At 70.5% G+C, this 17,292-nt stretch carries 13 protein-coding genes; 8 read left to right on the top strand and 5 right to left on the bottom strand.

Annotated elements, in window-relative coordinates:
• Window positions 1–3: 3 nt before the first annotated feature.
• From ND450_RS13245 to ND450_RS45720, 3 genes are all read left to right on the top strand, one after another.
• Complete coding sequence (locus tag ND450_RS13245; protein WP_253326427.1) at window positions 4–1,716, top strand: hypothetical protein; 1,713 nt, start codon at window positions 4–6, stop codon at window positions 1,714–1,716.
• Entirely contained in the window at window positions 1,713–4,985 is a 3,273-nt protein-coding gene (locus ND450_RS13240; RefSeq protein WP_253326426.1) for a S16 family serine protease, read from the top strand. Before ND450_RS13245 ends, ND450_RS13240 begins: the two co-directional genes overlap by 4 nt.
• Before the next feature lie 97 nt (window positions 4,986–5,082).
• Complete coding sequence (locus ND450_RS45720) at window positions 5,083–6,504, top strand: collagenase (RefSeq protein WP_256557502.1); 1,422 nt, start codon at window positions 5,083–5,085, stop codon at window positions 6,502–6,504.
• On the opposite strand, the gene ND450_RS13230 is transcribed toward ND450_RS45720, so the two are convergent.
• Genes ND450_RS13230 through ND450_RS13220 form a run of 3 tightly spaced genes read right to left on the bottom strand, consistent with a single transcriptional unit; the run spans window position 6,501 to window position 8,889 of the window.
• Window positions 6,501–7,451, bottom strand: coding sequence for a LysR family transcriptional regulator (locus ND450_RS13230; RefSeq protein WP_253326425.1), 951 nt, complete (start codon window positions 7,449–7,451; stop codon window positions 6,501–6,503). The two genes, ND450_RS45720 and ND450_RS13230, sit on opposite strands and share 4 nt — an antisense overlap.
• A gap of 19 nt (window positions 7,452–7,470) precedes the next feature.
• Window positions 7,471–8,364 (bottom strand): hypothetical protein, encoded by an 894-nt coding sequence (locus ND450_RS13225; protein WP_253326424.1) that lies wholly within the window; start codon window positions 8,362–8,364, stop codon window positions 7,471–7,473.
• A 3-nt stretch (window positions 8,365–8,367) separates the two neighbouring features.
• Window positions 8,368–8,889, bottom strand: a complete 522-nt coding sequence (locus tag ND450_RS13220; protein WP_253326423.1) for a hypothetical protein — start codon at window positions 8,887–8,889, stop codon at window positions 8,368–8,370.
• A 176-nt stretch (window positions 8,890–9,065) separates the two neighbouring features.
• On the opposite strand from ND450_RS13220, the gene ND450_RS13215 reads away from it, so the two are divergent.
• Window positions 9,066–10,442: an aminopeptidase P family protein gene (locus ND450_RS13215; protein ID WP_371927764.1), complete on the top strand. Its 1,377-nt coding sequence runs from the start codon at window positions 9,066–9,068 to the stop codon at window positions 10,440–10,442.
• On the opposite strand, the gene glpK (ND450_RS13210) is transcribed toward ND450_RS13215, so the two are convergent.
• Window positions 10,439–11,932 carry a glycerol kinase GlpK gene (glpK, locus tag ND450_RS13210; protein ID WP_089921358.1) on the bottom strand — a complete coding sequence of 498 codons (1,494 nt, stop codon included), beginning with the start codon at window positions 11,930–11,932 and terminating at the stop codon, window positions 10,439–10,441. The genes ND450_RS13215 and glpK (ND450_RS13210) overlap by 4 nt on opposite strands.
• 25 nt (window positions 11,933–11,957) lie before the next feature.
• Complete coding sequence (locus tag ND450_RS13205) at window positions 11,958–12,722, bottom strand: IclR family transcriptional regulator (protein ID WP_089921355.1); 765 nt, start codon at window positions 12,720–12,722, stop codon at window positions 11,958–11,960.
• A 242-nt stretch (window positions 12,723–12,964) separates the two neighbouring features.
• On the opposite strand from ND450_RS13205, the gene ND450_RS13200 reads away from it, so the two are divergent.
• From ND450_RS13200 to ND450_RS13185, 4 genes are read left to right on the top strand one after another with little or no spacing between them, the layout of a single operon-like run.
• A complete protein-coding gene (locus ND450_RS13200; protein WP_253326421.1) occupies window positions 12,965–13,720 on the top strand; it encodes an MIP/aquaporin family protein in 756 nt (251 codons plus the stop codon).
• A gap of 28 nt (window positions 13,721–13,748) precedes the next feature.
• Window positions 13,749–15,266 (top strand): glycerol kinase GlpK, encoded by a 1,518-nt coding sequence (gene glpK, locus ND450_RS13195; RefSeq protein WP_089921350.1) that lies wholly within the window; start codon window positions 13,749–13,751, stop codon window positions 15,264–15,266.
• Between the two features lie 28 nt (window positions 15,267–15,294).
• Entirely contained in the window at window positions 15,295–16,914 is a 1,620-nt protein-coding gene (locus ND450_RS13190; RefSeq protein ID WP_371927700.1) for a glycerol-3-phosphate dehydrogenase/oxidase, read from the top strand.
• A gap of 7 nt (window positions 16,915–16,921) precedes the next feature.
• Window positions 16,922–17,218: a hypothetical protein gene (locus tag ND450_RS13185; RefSeq protein ID WP_089921345.1), complete on the top strand. Its 297-nt coding sequence runs from the start codon at window positions 16,922–16,924 to the stop codon at window positions 17,216–17,218.
• Window positions 17,219–17,292 lie beyond the last annotated feature (74 nt).

Here is a 17,292-nt window from a genome sequence, read left to right as displayed (position 1 = left end):
GCGATGCCGACGATCTCCCTCCACCACGAGGACACCAGAGCCGAGAGCGGCGCGGTCGTGGGCGTCGTGCGGATTCTTGACGACCAACTGGTCGTGGTCGCGACCGCGCTCCTGCGCGCTCGCGTCGCCGTTGAGGTCGAACTGCCTGCGGGCCGCTACTTCGTCGACGGGTGGTCGCCGGAGGGGGAGCGGTACAACGGGGTGACCGACACCGCAGACGGTCACACCACCGTCCACGTGGATCGCGCCAAGCCCACAGCGGACGGCGGCAAGGCTTCCCTGGAACCGTGGTCGTTCAACGGGCGTGGGTGGGTGCGCGGCACGTCGAAGTGGGATTCCGAGGCCGGAGCCGTGGTGTGGACACCTCAGGACGGTTCGTCGAAGGTGTTCGTCGTACCGGGTCTCGGCGGCCTGGCGGTCGGTGGCGCGGGGGTGGGCCTGAGGCCGGGACTGGCCGGGACACTGCTCGGTTACCTGCACCGCGGCGACAGGCTGTCGGCCGGTGTGGTCGTTCAGGAGACGCGGGCGCTCGACGCCGGGACGGACTTCCCCGCTGAGGTGGCGATCGGGTACCACCTCGTGAACACCGGAGATCCCGCCGCCGTCAGGTGGGTCGACGATCTCCGCTGGCACTACCCGGACTCCACCGATGTCATCGTGCTGGACGCTCAGCTGATGCTCAGGGGAGGGAGGCCTGAGGCGGTGGCGGCGTTCCGCCGCGCCGCTGTGAGCGGGTTGCCGTTCGTGGGGGACGGGCTGCGCCTGCTGTCCGCGGGACTCGAAGCCGTCGGTGCCGAGCCGCTCGTCCGGCCCTACCTGCTGGCGCAACTCGACTCGCCGCTCACGTCGTTCTGGGGCGATGATCCCGCCCTGCCGCTGCGGGAGCCCGGTCCTGGCTCGCGCAGCCGACCCGAGCAGCGGCGGGATTCACCTGAGCCCGCGGTCAGACGGGATGCGGAGCCCGTCCGGTGGAGGCCCGAGGGGCAGATGGTCAGGCTGGATCACCTGCTGAGTGTCGCGGTATCGGCGACCGAGCGGGCGCTGAACCGGTTCGACCTCGACATCACCGCGCTGGACGTCCCGGCGGAGCCGTCTGGAATCGGTCTGTGCGTGGGGGAGCCGGATGTCGTGCGGCTCGGCGGGTTCGACGATCTCGGTGTGTGCCGGATCCGCGACGTCCGGCCAGGGCCGTGGAACATCCTGGTGTGTGAACGACGCAGCGGTGTGCTGGACGCGGATTCGGTCGTGCCGCTGCCCGTGGTGCGCTCCGCGCTGGAGGTGCTGGCCGCGGCAGGTGCTGGTGCCGACGAGGTGCTGCGCGTGCAGACCCAGAGCCAGGTGACGACCCTGGTGCTCCGGCGTGACCGGGACAGGAGGTTCTTCCTGGAGGCGACCAGATCTCCTGGACTCGGTGTCGTGGCGATCGGCGTCGAGTACGGCACCACCGGCGGCACCACGGCCCTGCGCGTCGCGCCCTACCCGGTGAACGAGTGGGGACGACGCGGTCTGCGGATCGACTTCGACGACTTCGACGCCGCGGGACGGTGGCAGGTGGCCGAGGCGCTCGTGGTCGACGACATCGCCCGCATCGCCCCCAGGGACCTCTTTCCTTCACTCACCGCGAACCTCACACCGGAGGTGCAGCGCACCTGGCGTGAGATCGCCGCCTGTCTGCCGCCGGCACACCAGGACCTGATCGAACGGCTGCTCGGATGAACGCACTGTCCACACTGGATGAATTGCTGGCGCAGGCCGGAAGAGGTGATCCGCAGGCCCCGACTCCGGACCAGCTCCGCGCGGAGCTCAGCACCGGCATGCTGTGGTGGCAGGCGGTGCGGGAGGCCGTGACCGAGGCGCCACAGCGCCTTGCCGACTGGGAACGCGGCACGGACCGGCGGGTCGCGGGTGAGGTGGGTGACCGCGACTTCCTGGAGGCCACCCGCGTGACGGCCGCGGTCGGTCTGGTGCTCGCCGCGGCGCACGGGGAGTGCGCGCGGTCGGAGGGTGTCGAGGCGATCATCGCCGCGGCCGGACGGTGGCAGGAGCGCGGTCTGCTGGTGCGGACGGGCGGATCGCACAGCTGGCGTGCGAGCGACGGGTTGGAGCTCGTCGACGCGTTACCCGAGGGACCCGGCAGGTCGCTCGCCCACATCGCTGTCGCGCTGATGTCCGGCGTGGCCAAGCCGCGGGCGTTCCGGCACCGCATCGGGATCCTGTTCGACACCGGCGAACGCAGGGGCGCCACCGGCTCGCTCAAGCTGGCCGTCGTGCCCGGTGGCCCGCCCGGCCTGTTCCCCGACCCGCGCACGATGACGTTCCTGCGCGTCGACCACGACTTCACCACGTCGCTCGAGGCTGCTTGGACCTTCACGTCGCAGGGCCACCGGAAGCCGCCCTGCGTGCTGTGGACCATCGATCCCGGTGAGCGCCGTCTGGTGCCGATCAACGGGCCGTCGCTCGGCGCGGCGTTCGCGGTCGCGCTCACCGGTGTCCTGACCCGTGTCGACGCCGGGTTCCTGAAGGGCTGGCGCGGCAGAAGCGCGGTGACCGGCGCGGTCACCGCGCGGGGTGACGTTCTCGAGGTGCACGGGCTGGAGGCGAAGTTCGAGGCGGCCCGCGACGCGAAGTGGGAGGTCGTCGCCCCGGAGGGGAACCGCGAGAACGCCCCGCCCACGACCGGGATCGCCGTGCACTGGGTCAGCACCGTCGACCAGGCGCGGGCGAGGACGCGCAGTTGGCGGCCGGGACGCCTGGCGGTCGTGGCCGTCGTGATCGCGCTGGTCGTCACCGCCGGTGTGGCCGTGTGGCAGAGGTCCACCTTCCGGGAGCAGCAGGACGAGTCGCTCAAGCAACGGGCTGTGAGCGAGCTGCTCCGCGAGGCGGTCGCCATGCGCGACTCGCAGCCGCAACAGGCGTTGCGGCTGGTCCTGGCCGCGAACGGGCTGGAGGAATCGGGCCGGGTGCGAGCGGCTCTGCTCGCCGCGCTCACCCACCGGCGGGAGCCCGAGACGTTGCTCACCGGATTCGGCGAGGTGCGGTCCACCCAGTTCACCAAGGACGGGTACGTCCTGATCGCGGGCGATGGTGGCGCCGTGATCTGGCAGGTGGTCAGTCCGACCTCGGCGGTCGAGGTCGTGTCTCTGCGCGGTGAGGGAGACGACCAGGCTGTGCGTGCCGTCGCGATGAACACCGATGGCACTGTCGCCGTGCTGGACAGGGCCACCGGCGCACCGGAGATCTGGGACGTCCGCGACAAGAAGGCACCGCGGCTCACCGGGAAGATGGAAGGGCTCCCGTGCTCGCCCGTGTCGAGGTCGCTCAGTCAGACCGGTCATCGTCTGCTCACCGGATGTGCGGACGGCACCATCACCTTGTGGGAGCTCAGCTCCGCGAACGGTCCGCGCGAGATCGGTGACCTGCTGCCGAAACCCGGAACCGTCACCAGCGTCGCGTTGAGCCCGAACGGCAGATCCGCCTACGTGGTGACGAACGTCGGCGTGCAGCAATGGTCCGAGGGGCAGCCCGGCACGGGCATGCAAAGGCAGGACCCGGATCCTGAACAGGAAACGCGTCCGGGGTCGAGGACCAGTCCGCAGGTGATCGCGGTGGGCCAGTACATCTCCGCCACAGGCTCTGCGGAGGGCGGCGTCACCTTGCGGGTGAGCGGTGAGAAGCGCCGGAACTCGGTGAACCTCACCTTCACGGACCAGAACGCGATCACGGCGGTCGCGACCAACGACTCACTGGTGCTCAGCGGCGTCGAGACCGGTGAGTCGATCCTCTGGGCCGAGGGGAAGAACGGTGACTACCGGCCGAAGCTGCTGTTGCACGGTCACGATGACGCCGTGACCTCCGTTGGTTTGAGCTGGGACGGGACCACGGCGCTGACCGCGAGCCGGGACGGTTCCGCGAAGCTGTGGGACATCCGCCGCCCCGGCCTCTTCGAGCTCGAGGGGACCTCCCCGCTGGAAGCGGCGGTCGACCAGGTGGTGGCTTCAGCGGCGAACAGCCTTGCCGTGGCGATCACCGATCGCGGTGAGGCGACCCTGTGGGACCTCACCGACATCACGCAACCCAAGCGGCGCTCCGGAGTCAAGTCGCACCGCGCGCCCGTGCGCAGTGCCGCCATGGACCCGGGCCGGGCTCAGGTCGCGACCGGTGCGGACGACGGGGTGGTGCAGTTGACCGACATCTCCACGGCGGACGACCTGCGCAAGCTGTCCGAGTTCAAGGTGGGCAGCGCCGCGGTGCGCGCCTTGGCGTTCCACCCGGAGGGGACCAGTGTCGCAGCGGGCGGCGACGACGGCGCGGTAGCGCTGGCCGATGTCGGCAAACCGACACCGGTTCCGTTGGAGCGCAACGAGAAGGATGCCGTGCGGGCACTCGCGTTCGACTCCGGGGGAGATCTGCTCGCGATCGGTGGTGCCGCCGGCCGGGTCGAGTTGTGGCACGTCAACCCGCCGCGGTTCGCGGGCGAGATCCCGAAGGCACGCGCCGGCGTGCGGTCGCTGGCGTTCGATCCGCGCGGTGGATCTCTGCTCGTGACGCTGGACAGCGGGACCTCTGTCGCGCAATGGGACGTGACGACACCGGAAAGGCCGGTGGAACGGCCTTCGTTGGTGTACCGCGCCGGCAAGATGCGCACGATCTCCTACTCGGGCGACGGCACGATGGTCGTCGGCGCGAGCACCGACGGCTCGGCGGTCGTGTGGAGCGTGCTGGACCCAGGCGCACCTCACCGCATGGCCGAGCTCACGGGGCACACCGGTCCTGTGCTCGCCGCCGCACCGATCGTCGGTGGCGACTCGGTGCTGACGGGCAGCTTCGACAAGAGCGTCATTTCCTGGGACATCAGTGAGATGGTCACGATCAACCGCGACCCGCGGGCCAAGGCCTGCCAGGAGGCGCAGGGTTCCCTGCGGGAGGACCAGTGGACCCGGCACGAGCAGCTCGAACACTTCCCGTACGCGGACGTGTGCCGCTGAACGCTTCCATAGCGACGAGCTATGAGCGGAAGGGATGATCGCGGCACGCCGGGCGATGTGACGCTCTGGGGCACCTCGAACCCTGCGGAGGAACCCCATGAGAACACTCGCCCTGGTGGTGGCGATGTCGGCCGGGCTGCTGGTCCCGGTGAACGCCGACGCGCACGCGGTCCCTGCCGACGCCACCGCTCCCGCCCCTGCCGCCACCGCTTCTGCCCAGGCCCCCGCTGACACCGCGGTCCCCACCTCCACCGCATCCCCGAACAGCCCCCTGCTGCCACCCGCGGTCGCCAGGAACACCCTCCACCCCACGACCGACGCGGCTATCCAGACCACCGCCGTCACCGACTACCCGGCCGAACTGCGGGCGCTGACCCGCACTCTGGACACCTACACCAGCGCCGACGACGCGGCCGTGCACGCCGGCATGCTCCTGCTCTACCACGGCCACGCGCAGCCGGAGTTCCTCGCCGCGGTGCGCGCCGAGCCGGAGGTGCTGCGGGCCCTGCGCCGGTTCGTCCTGGGCCACTTGGACTTCTTCGGCACCGACCGGCAGTACCTGGTCCAGAACGCGACCCGCGAACTCGGCAGGTTCCTGCAGCACGACGACATCGCGCCACGCGTCCGTCCGCTGCTCGTGGACCTCGCGTCACGGGGTGACGTCGTCGGCCGCCTCGCGCCGTTGTGGGTCGGCGTCGCGGAGATGGTCGACTGGTACGACAAGGCGAACTGCCGCCGCTACAACACCTGCGACTTCCGCGCGAAGATCGACCGGCGCGTGCTCACCGTGCGGCACACCTGCAGTGCCACGCTGAGGATCCGCGCCCAGCAGCTCACGGCGGCGCAGCTCCGCCAGACCTGCGCGTCGCTCGCCGGGCAGGACGCCGCCTTCCACCGCGTGGTGCGGGATCCAGGGCCGGTGGCGGGGGACAACAACACGTCGCTGGAAGTCGTCGTCTTCAACACCAGCAACGACTACCGCACGTACGCCGGGGTGCTGTTCGACATCTCCACCAACAACGGTGGCATGTACCTCGAAGGCGATCCGGCGCTCGACCAGGCGCGGTTCATCGCGCACGAGGCCGACTGGCTGCCCACGTTCGCGATCTGGAACCTCAACCACGAGTACACCCACTACCTCGACGGCCGGTTCGACATGCACGGCGACTTCGAGGAGAACATGACCACGCCGACCGTGTGGTGGATCGAGGGCTTCGCCGAGCACCTGTCCTACAGCTACCGCGGTGAGGTCTACGCCGACGCGCTGGCCGAGGCGAAGAAGCGGACGTACGCGCTCAGCACGGTGTTCGACACCACCTACGACCACGACACCAAGCGGGTCTACAACTGGGGTTATCTGGCGGTCCGGTACCTGCTGGAGAAGCACCCGGAGGACGTCGCCGCGGTGCTGGCGGACTACCGGGCAGGCGACTGGGCCGGTGCGCGCGACCACCTCACGCGGGTGATCGGCAGCCGCTACGACGCCGACTGGTACGGCTGGCTCGCGGCCGTGCGCTAGTTCGACAGCTGGGCCCTCAGCGACGGCTGGACCGACTTCCACCACTCGCGCATCACCGGACTGGCCAGCGCCTGGTCCGAGTAGGCGCCCAGCACCTCGGCGAACACGCGGCTGGCCTGGCTCCAGGTCAGCCGCTCCCGCCGCCACGCGAAGACCAGCCTCATCCGCATCGGGGCGCCGGCGAGCGGGCGCACCGCCACTCCGGGGCCGCCCTGCGACGTCGGTTCGACCAGCTGCACCGCCTTGCCCGCGGCGATCAGCTGGCGCCCCGCACCGCTGGGCACCTCGAACCGGATCCGCGGCACGAACCCGACCGCCCGGCAGGCCGCGCGCAACGCCGTCAGCGACCCGTCCTCGGCGCCCGGCGGGCCGACCCAGGCCTCCCCGGCGAGGTCGGCGAGGTCCACCTCCCGCCGTGACGCCAGGGCGTGGCCGGCGGGGATGGCGATGTACACCGGCACCCACGGCACGACGACGCGTTGCGCCACGCCTCGTGGCAGGCCCAGGTCGCCCTCCTCGTCGACGGCGATCACCGCCGCGTCGAGGTGGCCGTTCGCCAGCGCCAGCGAAAGGCCCGTCGACGACGGGTCGACCACCAGCGTGACGTCGTCGAGCGCCTCCTCGAGCCGGGAGTACAGCGACGCCACGCACTCCATGTGCACCGAGCCGAACCGGACGGGCCCGCCGCGGCCCGCCGTGTCCGAGCCGAACGCCTCCAGCTCGACCAGCAGCAGCCTGGCCCGTTGCAGCATCTGCGCGCCGAGTGGTGTGGGGGCCGCGCCGGAGCGGCCCCGGTCGAAGAGGGTGCCGCCGACCATGCGCTCGACCCGTTGCAGGAGCGTGGTGAGGGACGGCTGGGAGATCCCGAGCTGCGTCGCCGCGCGGGAGAGGCTGCCCGCGTCGCCGATGGCGCAGATGGCCCGCAGGTGCCGGATCTCCAGTTCCATAGCCCGAGGCTATACGGGATCAGCACGAACCGTCGCGCTCGGCTTCGGCGCGCGAGAACTCCAGGCGCACGTCGTTCGACCTGGGCAGCACCAGGGCGGCGCCGTCACGGCGGTTCCACTCCCTCGGCAGCAGCAGGCTCTGCCCGCCCGACTGCAGGACCAGCACCAGACCGTCGTAGCGGAACCTGTACGACGAGTCCGCGGCCGTGCACGCGGTCATCGTGACGCCCGGCCCGTGGAACCCGATGTCCTTGGTGCTGAACACGACCGTCCGCGGCATCGTGCCGAGCTTCGTCTGGTACTCGTAACCCCTGGCCTCGCCGACCGCCGCCGAGTAGTCGTTGACCGCCCAGAACAGGCCGATGCTCGCGAGCACGAACGTGAACGTCCACTGGACCACCGGCACGACCCCGGTGGCGTGCCTGCCGGCCACCGTCGCGTGCAGGCGCTCCGCCAGCGGGAACGAGATCACCCCGAGCGCCACGCACACGCCGGGCAGGCCGGGCACCTCGTAGAGCAGCAACGGCACGGCGAGCCCGCTCAGCCCGAGCAGCAGGAGCACGAGACCGAACGCCACCAGCACCGGGACGGCGCGCCTGGCCAGGACGCGCCACGTCTTCGGGGCCAGGACCGAGTGCAGGAAGCGGTAGCCCCACAACGCCGCGAGCCCCGCGGCCGACAGGACCGTCAGCGGCACGAACATGCCGTCCGCGCTGCGGATCAGGTAGTCGGGCGCGGAGAGGCCGAGCACCGAGTGGTGCACGCCGAACCACTCGCAGAAGAACGTCGCGTGCCGGACGCCGAAGTAGAACAGCAGCGCGGTCAGCACGGTCGTCGGTGCCAGCAGGGAACCGAACACCTTCAACGCCCTGGACGGCGCCTCGTCCTTCGGCCTGGCGGGAGCGGCGCGCACGGCTCACGCCCCGGCGCAGTCGATGTCGTTGTTGACCCCGAACACGATCTTGTCACCCACGAACAGGGGATCAGGCACCTTGATGCTGACGACGGTGCAGTCCCCACTGGCCTCGGGCGACGCCTCGACGACTCGTGTGTGTCCGACGCACGGCTTCTCATCGGGACAGAACTCCGCGAACCGACCCGTGGTCTGCTGCCAGGACTGCGAGAACGGAAGCCCGGTCTGGGACTCGATCGACTTGCGCAGGGTGTCCGTGAGCACCAACCGGTCCGGGGGTTTCGGGGGTGGGGGTGGCGGCCTCGTCGTGGTGGTGACCAGGGGCGGTGGCTTCGGTGGTGGCGTCGTCGCGATGACAGGTAGTGGCGCAACGGCGGTTGTGGTGGTCGTCGTCGTGGTGGTCGTGACCTCGACAGACGGCACCGAGGGCGGCGGCGCGGCCGGCGGCGCCGAGTTGAGCGGGGCCGGTCGGCCGCAGGCGGCGAGCACGGCGGCGGTCAGCAGGCAGACGTGGATTCGGTTCATGGCGGATGCCTCCTCCAGCAGGTAGGGGCATGCCGCCGACCGGTGGATACACCGACCGCGTTCCATAGCTCGAAGCTATGGTCAACTGGGATTGGCGGGACCCCTCCCGGCACGGGAAGGCTGATAAGGCGAGGACAACCCTGGAAGGACCCGAATTGGCTCGGACACGCCGCGACATGGCGAAACTGGTGGACGCGGACGGTTTCCGCACGTACATCCGCGACAACTGGGGCGAGTGGGACAGCTCCGTCGACCTGCCCCCGGGCACCGCGGAAGCGGCCGCGGCCCACCGCGCCCGGCTCACCGCGGCGCTGCCGGGCAAGCGGATCGCGCTGGCCGCCGGGCGGGCGCACGTCCGGTCGAACGACACGTTCCACGAGTTCCGCGCCGACAGCGACTTCGTGTGGCTGACCGGCTGCCAGGTCGAGGGCGCCGTGCTCGTGCTGACCGACGCCGACGCGACGCTGTTCGTGCCGGTGCCGTCCGAGGCCCACAGCGTCGACTTCTTCGGTGACGCCGACCGCAGCCCGTTCTGGATCGGCGCCGCCGCCGGCCCGAAGGAGTGGGGTGAGGCGCTCGGCATCACGGCCCGCCCGCTCGAGGACCTGGCGAACGCCCTGCGCGGCCGCCACCCGGAGACGCTCGTCGCCAAGGGCGTCGACCCGGTGCTGGACGCGCTGACGGGCTCGCACAGCGACGAGCTGCGGACCGTGCTGGCCGAACTGCGCCGCATCAAGGACGACTGGGAGGTCGACCAGCTCCGCCAGGCCGTCGACGCGTCGGTCAAGGGCTTCGCCGACGTCGCCATGGAGCTCGGCCAGGCCGTGCGCGGCGGGGGAGAGCGCTGGCTGCAGGGCACGTTCGACCGCCGCGCCCGCACCGAGGGCAAGGGCCCCGGCTACACCTCGATCGTCGCCGCCGGACCGCACGCCCCGGTGCTGCACTGGACGCGCTGCGACGGCCGCGTGAACGACGCCGACCTGCTGCTGCTCGACGCCGGTGTCGAGATGAACTCGCTCTACACCGCCGACGTCACCCGCACGTTCCCGGTGAGCGGTGAGTTCAGCGAGCCGCAGCGCCAGGTGTACGACCTCGTGCTCAGGTCGCACGTCGCCGCGCTCGCCGAGGTCCGGCCGGGCAACGACTACAGCGCCTTCCACCACACGGCCATGCGCGTGCTCGCCGAGGGCCTGCACGACTGGGGTCTGCTGCCGGTCAGCGTCGACAAGGCGCTCGACCCGTCCGGCCAGCACCACCGCCGCTACATCGTCTGCGGCACCGGTCACTTCCTCGGCCTGGACGTGCACGACTGCGCCGACGCCCGCCAGGAGACCTACCAGCAGGGCATCCTGGAACGCGGCATGGCGCTCACGGTCGAGCCCGGCCTGTACTTCCACCCGAACGACGAGACGCTGCCGCCGGAGCTGCGCGGCATCGGCGTGCGCATCGAGGACGACCTGGTCGTGACGTCGACGGGCGCGGACGTCCTGTCCGACTCGCTCCCGATCGAGGCCGACGAGGTCGCTGCCTGGGTGCGCAAGCAGCGCTCCTAAGTAGACGGACTGGAGCGGGCCCACGCGAACGTGAGTTCCACGGCCCGCTTCCAGTTCGCGTACTCGTTCTCGCGGTACTTCGCGTCCATCACCGGGTTCCACCGGGCCGCGAGGTGCCAGTTGCGCCGCAACCCCTCGAGGTCCGGCCAGTACCCGGCGGCCAGGCCGGCGGCGTAGGCGGCGCCCAGCGACACGGTCTCGGCGACCAGCGGCCGCTGCACCGGGATGTCCAGGACGTCCGAGATGAACTGCATCAGCAGGTGGTCGGCCGTCATCCCGCCGTCCACCTTCAGCACCGGCGTCGGCGCGCCGAGGTCGGCGTTCATCGCGTCGACGACCTCTCGCGTCTGCCAGCCCGTCGCCTCCAGCACGGCCCGCGCCAGGTGGCCCTTGTTGATGTACGACGTCAGCCCGACGACGAGCCCGCGCGCCTGCGCGAGCCAGTGCGGCGCGAACAAACCGGAGAACGCCGGCACGATGTAGCAGCCGCCGTTGTCCTTGACCGTGCGGGCCAGCGTCTCGATCTCCGGCGCCGAGTGGATCAGCCCGAGGTTGTCGCGGAACCACTGCACGAGCGACCCGGCGACGGCGATCGACCCCTCCAGCGCGTACGCGGGTTCACCGCCGATCTGGTAGCCGATCGTGGTCAGCAGCCCGTGCTTCGACCGCACGAGTTCGTCGCCGGTGTTCATCAGCAGGAAGCCGCCGGTGCCGTACGTGCCCTTGATCGATCCCTTCTCGAAGCACGTCTGCCCGAACAGCGCCGCGTGCTGGTCGCCCAGCGCCGCCGTGATCGAGATGCCCGGCACCACTCGCGTCGTCACGCCGCTGATCTCGGTCGACGGGCGGATCTCGGGCAGCACCACCGCCGGCACGCCGAAGAACTCCAGCAGCATCGGATCCCATTGCCGCGTCGAGAGGTTCATCAGCATCGTCCGCGACGCGTTGGTCACGTCGGTGACGTGCAGGCCGCCGTTGACGCCGCCGGTGAGGTTCCAGATCAGCCAGGTGTCCATGGTGCCGAACAGGACGTCGCCGCGTTCGGCCTTCGCGCGCAGCCCGGCCACGTTGTCGAGCATCCACCTCAGCGACGGCGCCGAGAAGTAGGTGGCGAGCGGCAGGCCGCAGCGGTCGCGGACCTCCTCGATGCCGGGCTTGCGCCCGAGTTCCGCGACGAGGTCCTCGGTGCGGATGTCCTCCCAGACGATCGCGCGTCCGATCGGGACACCCGTGTGCCGGTCCCACAGCACGAACGTCTCGCGCTGGTTCGTGATGCCCATCGCGACGACCTGCTCGGCGCTGATCCCCGCCTGCCGCAACGCCTGCGGCACGATCCGGTCGACGTTGCGCCAGATCTCCACGGCGTCCTGCTCCACCCAGCCGGGACGCGGGTGGTACTGCCGGTGCTCGCGCTGCGCGACCGCGACGAGGCGGGCGTTCTGGTCGAACACGATGCAGCGCGTCGACGTCGTGCCCTGGTCGATCGCCATTACGAACCGTTGCACGGCGAGCCCCTCAGTTCTCGTCGACGAGAGAAGTGGTGACCGCCTCGGCGGCCTGGACGACCTGACGCACCAGCGTCGCACGCGGACGGCCCGCGGAGTCGCACAACCGGTCGGCGGCACCCGAAATGCCGATCGCACCGACGACGAGCCCGCCGGGGATGCGGATCGGCGCGGCGATGCTGGCCTCACCCGGCATGTACTCCTCGGCCTCCCCGGCCCAGCCCTGGCCGCGCACCTCGGTCAGCACGCGCTCCAGCATCTGGGTGCGCGTGATCGTCCTGCGGGTCAGCGACGTGAGCTCCCGCCGGCGTGCGGCCGCCGACAGGTCCGGGTCGTAGGCGAGCAGCACCTTGCCGAGCGCGGTGGCGTGCAACGGCAGCATCGCGCCGATGCCAAGCGTTTGCACGGAGTCATCGGGCCGGAACACGTGGTGCACGACGAGCACGGCGCCGTCGTGGTGCATGCCGATCCGCACCTCCTGACCGCTGCGCGCGGCCAGGGTGTCGGCCCAGTTGATCGATCGAGAACGCAGTTCGTTGGCGTCGAGGTAGGACGTTCCGAGGTGCAGCAGCGCCGCGCCGAGGCGGTAGCGGCCGGTCGCCGGGTCCTGCTCGACGAACTCGACCCGTTGCAGCGTACGGAGAATCCCATGCGCGGTGCCCCGCGCCAGCCCGAGCGAGTCGGCTATCTCCGTGAGACCGTGGTGGCCGGAGCCACGCGCCAGCAGCCGCAGCACGGCGGCGGCGCGTTCGATCGACTGGATGGGTCCCGGCACGCGAGAAACGTAATTGAGACGACCCGTGTCGGCAATGTCGAACAGCTACGACGCCCGTCACCCTGGATACACGCCTGAAACGCCTTGTCTGCGCGCAGCGTGACCGGTCGGTCACACTTTCGGGGGTCGCAGGTGTCGACATTGTCGAAACGTGCCTGTTGAGCAGGTGTGTGGAAGCTCATTACGTTCCGCGTCAATCACCACGGGGTGATCAGCCGTTCAAGGACGAATGGGAGGCCAGCGTGGGTCTCGGGACAGTGTTCCTCAGCGAGGTGCTCGGTACGGGCATCTTGCTGTTGCTGGGTGCGGGCGTGGTGGCCAACGTGCTGCTCGCCAAGTCGAAGGGCTTCGACGGCGGCTGGCTGTTGATCAACTTCGGTTGGGGTCTCGGTGTCTTCGCCGGTGTCTACATCGCGTACAAGTCGGGTGCGCACCTCAACCCCGCCGTGACGATCGGCATCCTCACCAGCGGCGCGGACGAGTTCGCCCCCGGTGTGCCGGTCAGCGTGGGCTCGACCCTCGTCTACTTCGCCGGTGAGATGCTCGGCGCGTTCCTCGGCGCCGTGCTCGCGTGGCTCGCCTACAAGCCGCACTTCGACGAGACGCCCGACGAGGGCCTCAAGCTCGCCGTCTTCTCGACCGGCCCGGCGATCCGCAGCTACACCTGGAACCTGGTGTGCGAGATCATCGGCACGTTCGTCCTGGTCTTCGTGGTCCTCGCCCTGGGCAAGACCCCGACCCAGCTCGGCCCGCTGGCCGTCGCGATGCTCGTCGTCGGCATCGGCGCCTCCCTCGGTGGCCCCACGGGCTACGCGATCAACCCGGCCCGCGACCTCGGCCCGCGCATCGCCCACGCGCTGCTTCCCCTGTCCTACAAGGGAACCGACGGCGAGGCAATCGGCAAGAAGGACTCCGACTGGGCCTACTCCTGGGTGCCGGTCGTCGGCCCGATCATCGGTGGCGCGCTCGCCGGTGTGATCGCCTCGCTCGCGTTCTGACGCTGACCATCCCGAAAGGACTTCTTCGATGACGCAGTACGTTCTCGCCGTCGACCAGGGCACGACCAGCACGCGGGCGATCATCTTCGACCACAGCGGCTCGATCGTCGCCGTGGGCCAGAAGGAGCACGAGCAGATCTTCCCGCGCGCCGGCTGGGTCGAGCACAACCCGGTGGAGATCTCCGAGAACACCCGGTTCGTGATCGGTCAGGCGCTCGCCAAGGCCGACCTGAACACCGGCGACCTCGCCGCCGTGGGCATCACCAACCAGCGCGAGACCGCGGTGGTGTGGGACAAGAACACCGGCGAACCCGTCTACAACGCCATCGTCTGGCAGGACACCCGCACGCAGGCGATCGTCGAGGAGCTCGGCGCCCTCGGCGGCGGTGCCGAGCGCTACAAGGCGAAGGTCGGCCTGCCGCTGGCGACCTACTTCTCCGGCCCCAAGATCCGCTGGATCCTCGACAACGTCGAGGGCGCCCGTGAGCGCGCCGAGGCAGGCGACCTGCTGTTCGGCAACACCGACACCTGGACGCTGTGGAACCTCACCGGCGGCCCCAACGGCGGTGTGCACGCCACGGACGTCACCAACGCGTCGCGGACCATGCTGATGGACCTCGACACGCTGCAGTGGGACGCCGAGATCGCCGGCGAGATGGGCATCCCCGTGTCCATGCTGCCGGAGATCCGTTCCTCCTCCGAGGTCTACGGCACCGGCGGCCCCGGCGGTGTGCTGAAGGGCGTGCCGATCGCGGGCATCCTCGGCGACCAGCAGGCGGCCACGTTCGGCCAGGCCTGCTACGAGCCCGGCACCGCCAAGAACACCTACGGCACCGGCAACTTCATGCTGCTCAACACCGGCACGGAGAAGGTCGCCTCGAAGAACGGCCTGCTCACGACGGTCTGCTACAAGATCGGCGACGAGGCCCCCGTCTACGCGCTGGAAGGCTCCATCGCCGTCACGGGCTCGCTGGTGCAGTGGCTGCGCGACAACCTCGGCATCATCGGCTCCGCGCCGGAGATCGAGACGCTCGCCCGGTCCGTGGAGGACAACGGTGGCGCGTACTTCGTGCCCGCGTTCTCCGGCCTGTTCGCCCCGTACTGGCGGGCGGACGCCCGTGGCGCCGTGGTCGGCCTGACCCGGTTCGTCAACAAGGGCCACCTCGCCCGTGCCGTGCTGGAGGCGACGGCGTTCCAGACCCGCGAGGTGCTGGACGCGATGAACGCCGACTCCGGTGTGCCGCTGACCGAGCTGAAGGTCGACGGCGGCATGGTCGCCAACGAGCTGCTGATGCAGTTCCAGGCGGACGTGCTCGACGTGCCGGTCGTGCGCCCGGTCGTCGCCGAGACCACCGCTCTCGGTGCCGCGTACGCCGCCGGTCTGGCCGTCGGCTACTGGTCCGGGCTGGACGAGCTGCGCGCCAACTGGGCCGAGGACAAGCGCTGGACGCCGGAGCTCGACGGCGAGGAGCGCGAGCGCGAGTACCGCAACTGGAAGAAGGCCGTCACCAAGTCGTTCGACTGGGTCGACGCCGACGTCCGCTAGGAAATCCTTCCTTTAGGAGCTGAAGAAGTTGTTCGCGAGGCTGGATCCGGCTCGGCGTGCCCAGGCCCTGGAGGCGTTGGGCGGCACGGAGTTCGACGTTCTCGTCGTGGGTGGTGGTGTGGTCGGCGCGGGCGCTGCTCTCGACGCGGCGTCGCGCGGCCTGTCCGTCGCCCTGGTCGAGGCCGACGACTGGGCGGCGGGCACGTCGAGCCGGTCCAGCAAGCTCGTCCACGGCGGGCTGCGGTACCTGGAGCAGCTGGAGTTCAAGCTGGTCCGGGAAGCTCTGAAGGAACGCGGCCTGCTGCTGCGCCGGCTCGCACCGCACCTGGTGCGGCCGGTGCCGTTCCTCTTCCCGCTGAAGAAGCAGTGGGAACGCGCCTACGTCGGCGCGGGCGTCCTGCTCTACGACTCGATCGGCGGCGCCGGTGCCGTGCCGATGCACCGCCACCTGTCCCGCCGCAAGATGTCCGCGGTCGGGCCGTCCATCGACGCCGACGCGTTCGCCGGGGCCATCCGCTACTACGACGCGCAGATGGACGACGCGCGGCTCGTGTCGACGCTGGTCCGCACGGCCGCCCAGCACGGCGCCACGGTCGTCTCACGCGCCCGGGTCACGTCGTTGCTGCGCACCGACGGCCGCGTTTCCGGCGCGTCGGTGCGCGACGAACTGTCCGGCGTGACGCACGTGGTGCGGGCGCGGCGGGTGATCAGCGCGACCGGCGTGTGGACCGACTCGCTGAACGCGATGTCCCCTGGTGAACCGCCTTTCGAGGTGCGGATGTCCAAGGGCGTGCACGTGCTCGTGGAGAGGTCGAAGATCCAGCTGGACGGCGGCCTCATCACGCAGACCGAGAAGTCGGTGCTGTTCGTGATCCCGTGGGGCGCCTACTGGATCATCGGCACCACCGACACGCCCTACACCGGTGCGCCCGAATCCGTCGCGGCCACCGCCGAGGACGTCACCTACATCCTCGACCACGTGAACGCCGTGCTGCGGTCGCCCCTGTCGGTGGACGACGTCGTCGGCACGTACGCGGGCCTGCGTCCCCTGCTCGCCGGCGCCTCCAGCGACACCTCGAAGCTGTCGCGCGAGCACGCCGTCGCCGAGCCGGAGCCCGGCTTCTTCGTGATCGCGGGCGGCAAGTACACGACGTACCGCGTGATGGCCGCCGACGTCGTGAACGCCGCTGTCTCGGGCCTGGGACGCGCGGTGGCACCCTCCCTGACCGCGCGGCTGCCGTTGTGCGGCGCCGTCGGTTTCCAAGAGCTGTGGGCGGACCGGGCTCGAGTCGCTGTGGAGTCCGGCCTGCCCACGTCCACTGTGGAGCGTCTGCTGCGCCGCTACGGCTCGGCCGTGTCCGACGTGCTGGCCCTCGTCGCGCAGGACCCGTCGCTGGCTTCGCCGGTGGCCGGGTACCTGGCCGCGGAGATCGTCTACGCGGTGACGCACGAGGGCGCGCTGGGCCTCGAGGACGTGCTGGCGCGGCGAACGCGCATCGCGATGGAGCACCTGGACTTCGGCGCATCGGTTGCGGGCCAGGTGGCTGATCTGATCGCCGGACCTCTGAATTGGTCCTCCGAAGAGCGTGATGCTGCGGTAGAGGCTTATAGGGCAGACACGAGTTTGGCGGCCCAGACGGGAACGTGACAGTGAGATGGACAGCGCTGAGCTGATCGAGAGGTTGCGGCGGGAGGGCGGCTTCCGGCTGCTCCCGTTGCTGGGGAACACCGGGCAGGTCGCAGGGGTGCACCTGGCCCGGTTCCTCCCCGGCGGGCACCTCGACGTGATCCAGGCTTGGGACGAGCGGTGGGCCGTGTGGGCCCGGATGCCGGATTCGCTGGACCCGGCGGCGCCGTTCGCGGGACCGGGTGGGGGAGTGGCGAAGAGCGGGCCGTTCGGGCAGGTGGTCGCGCCTTTGCTGCCGCTGCAGGCCGGGTTGCTCGCGCCTTGACGGCTCGCGTTCGCTGGCCCTGTCCCGCGCTCCGATGGCTCGCGGCCGAAGGCCGCTGTCCCGAGCCGACAACT

This window comes from Lentzea sp. HUAS12, assembly GCF_024125735.1.
Taxonomy (GTDB): Bacteria; Actinomycetota; Actinomycetes; order Mycobacteriales; family Pseudonocardiaceae; genus Lentzea; species Lentzea albida.
This window is presented reverse-complemented; position numbering and strand designations above follow the sequence as displayed.

Coding starts and splice junctions, on each gene's coding strand:
- ND450_RS13245 (WP_253326427.1), top strand. CDS start 4: ATGCCGACGATCTCCCTCCACCACGAGGACACCAGAGCCGAGAGCGGC.
- ND450_RS13240 (WP_253326426.1), top strand. CDS start 1,713: ATGAACGCACTGTCCACACTGGATGAATTGCTGGCGCAGGCCGGAAGA.
- ND450_RS45720 (WP_256557502.1), top strand. CDS start 5,083: ATGAGAACACTCGCCCTGGTGGTGGCGATGTCGGCCGGGCTGCTGGTC.
- ND450_RS13230 (WP_253326425.1), bottom strand. CDS start 7,451: ATGGAACTGGAGATCCGGCACCTGCGGGCCATCTGCGCCATCGGCGAC.
- ND450_RS13220 (WP_253326423.1), bottom strand. CDS start 8,889: ATGAACCGAATCCACGTCTGCCTGCTGACCGCCGCCGTGCTCGCCGCC.
- ND450_RS13215 (WP_371927764.1), top strand. CDS start 9,066: ATGGCGAAACTGGTGGACGCGGACGGTTTCCGCACGTACATCCGCGAC.
- glpK (WP_089921358.1), bottom strand. CDS start 11,932: ATGGCGATCGACCAGGGCACGACGTCGACGCGCTGCATCGTGTTCGAC.
- glpK (WP_089921350.1), top strand. CDS start 13,749: ATGACGCAGTACGTTCTCGCCGTCGACCAGGGCACGACCAGCACGCGG.
- ND450_RS13185 (WP_089921345.1), top strand. CDS start 16,922: ATGGACAGCGCTGAGCTGATCGAGAGGTTGCGGCGGGAGGGCGGCTTC.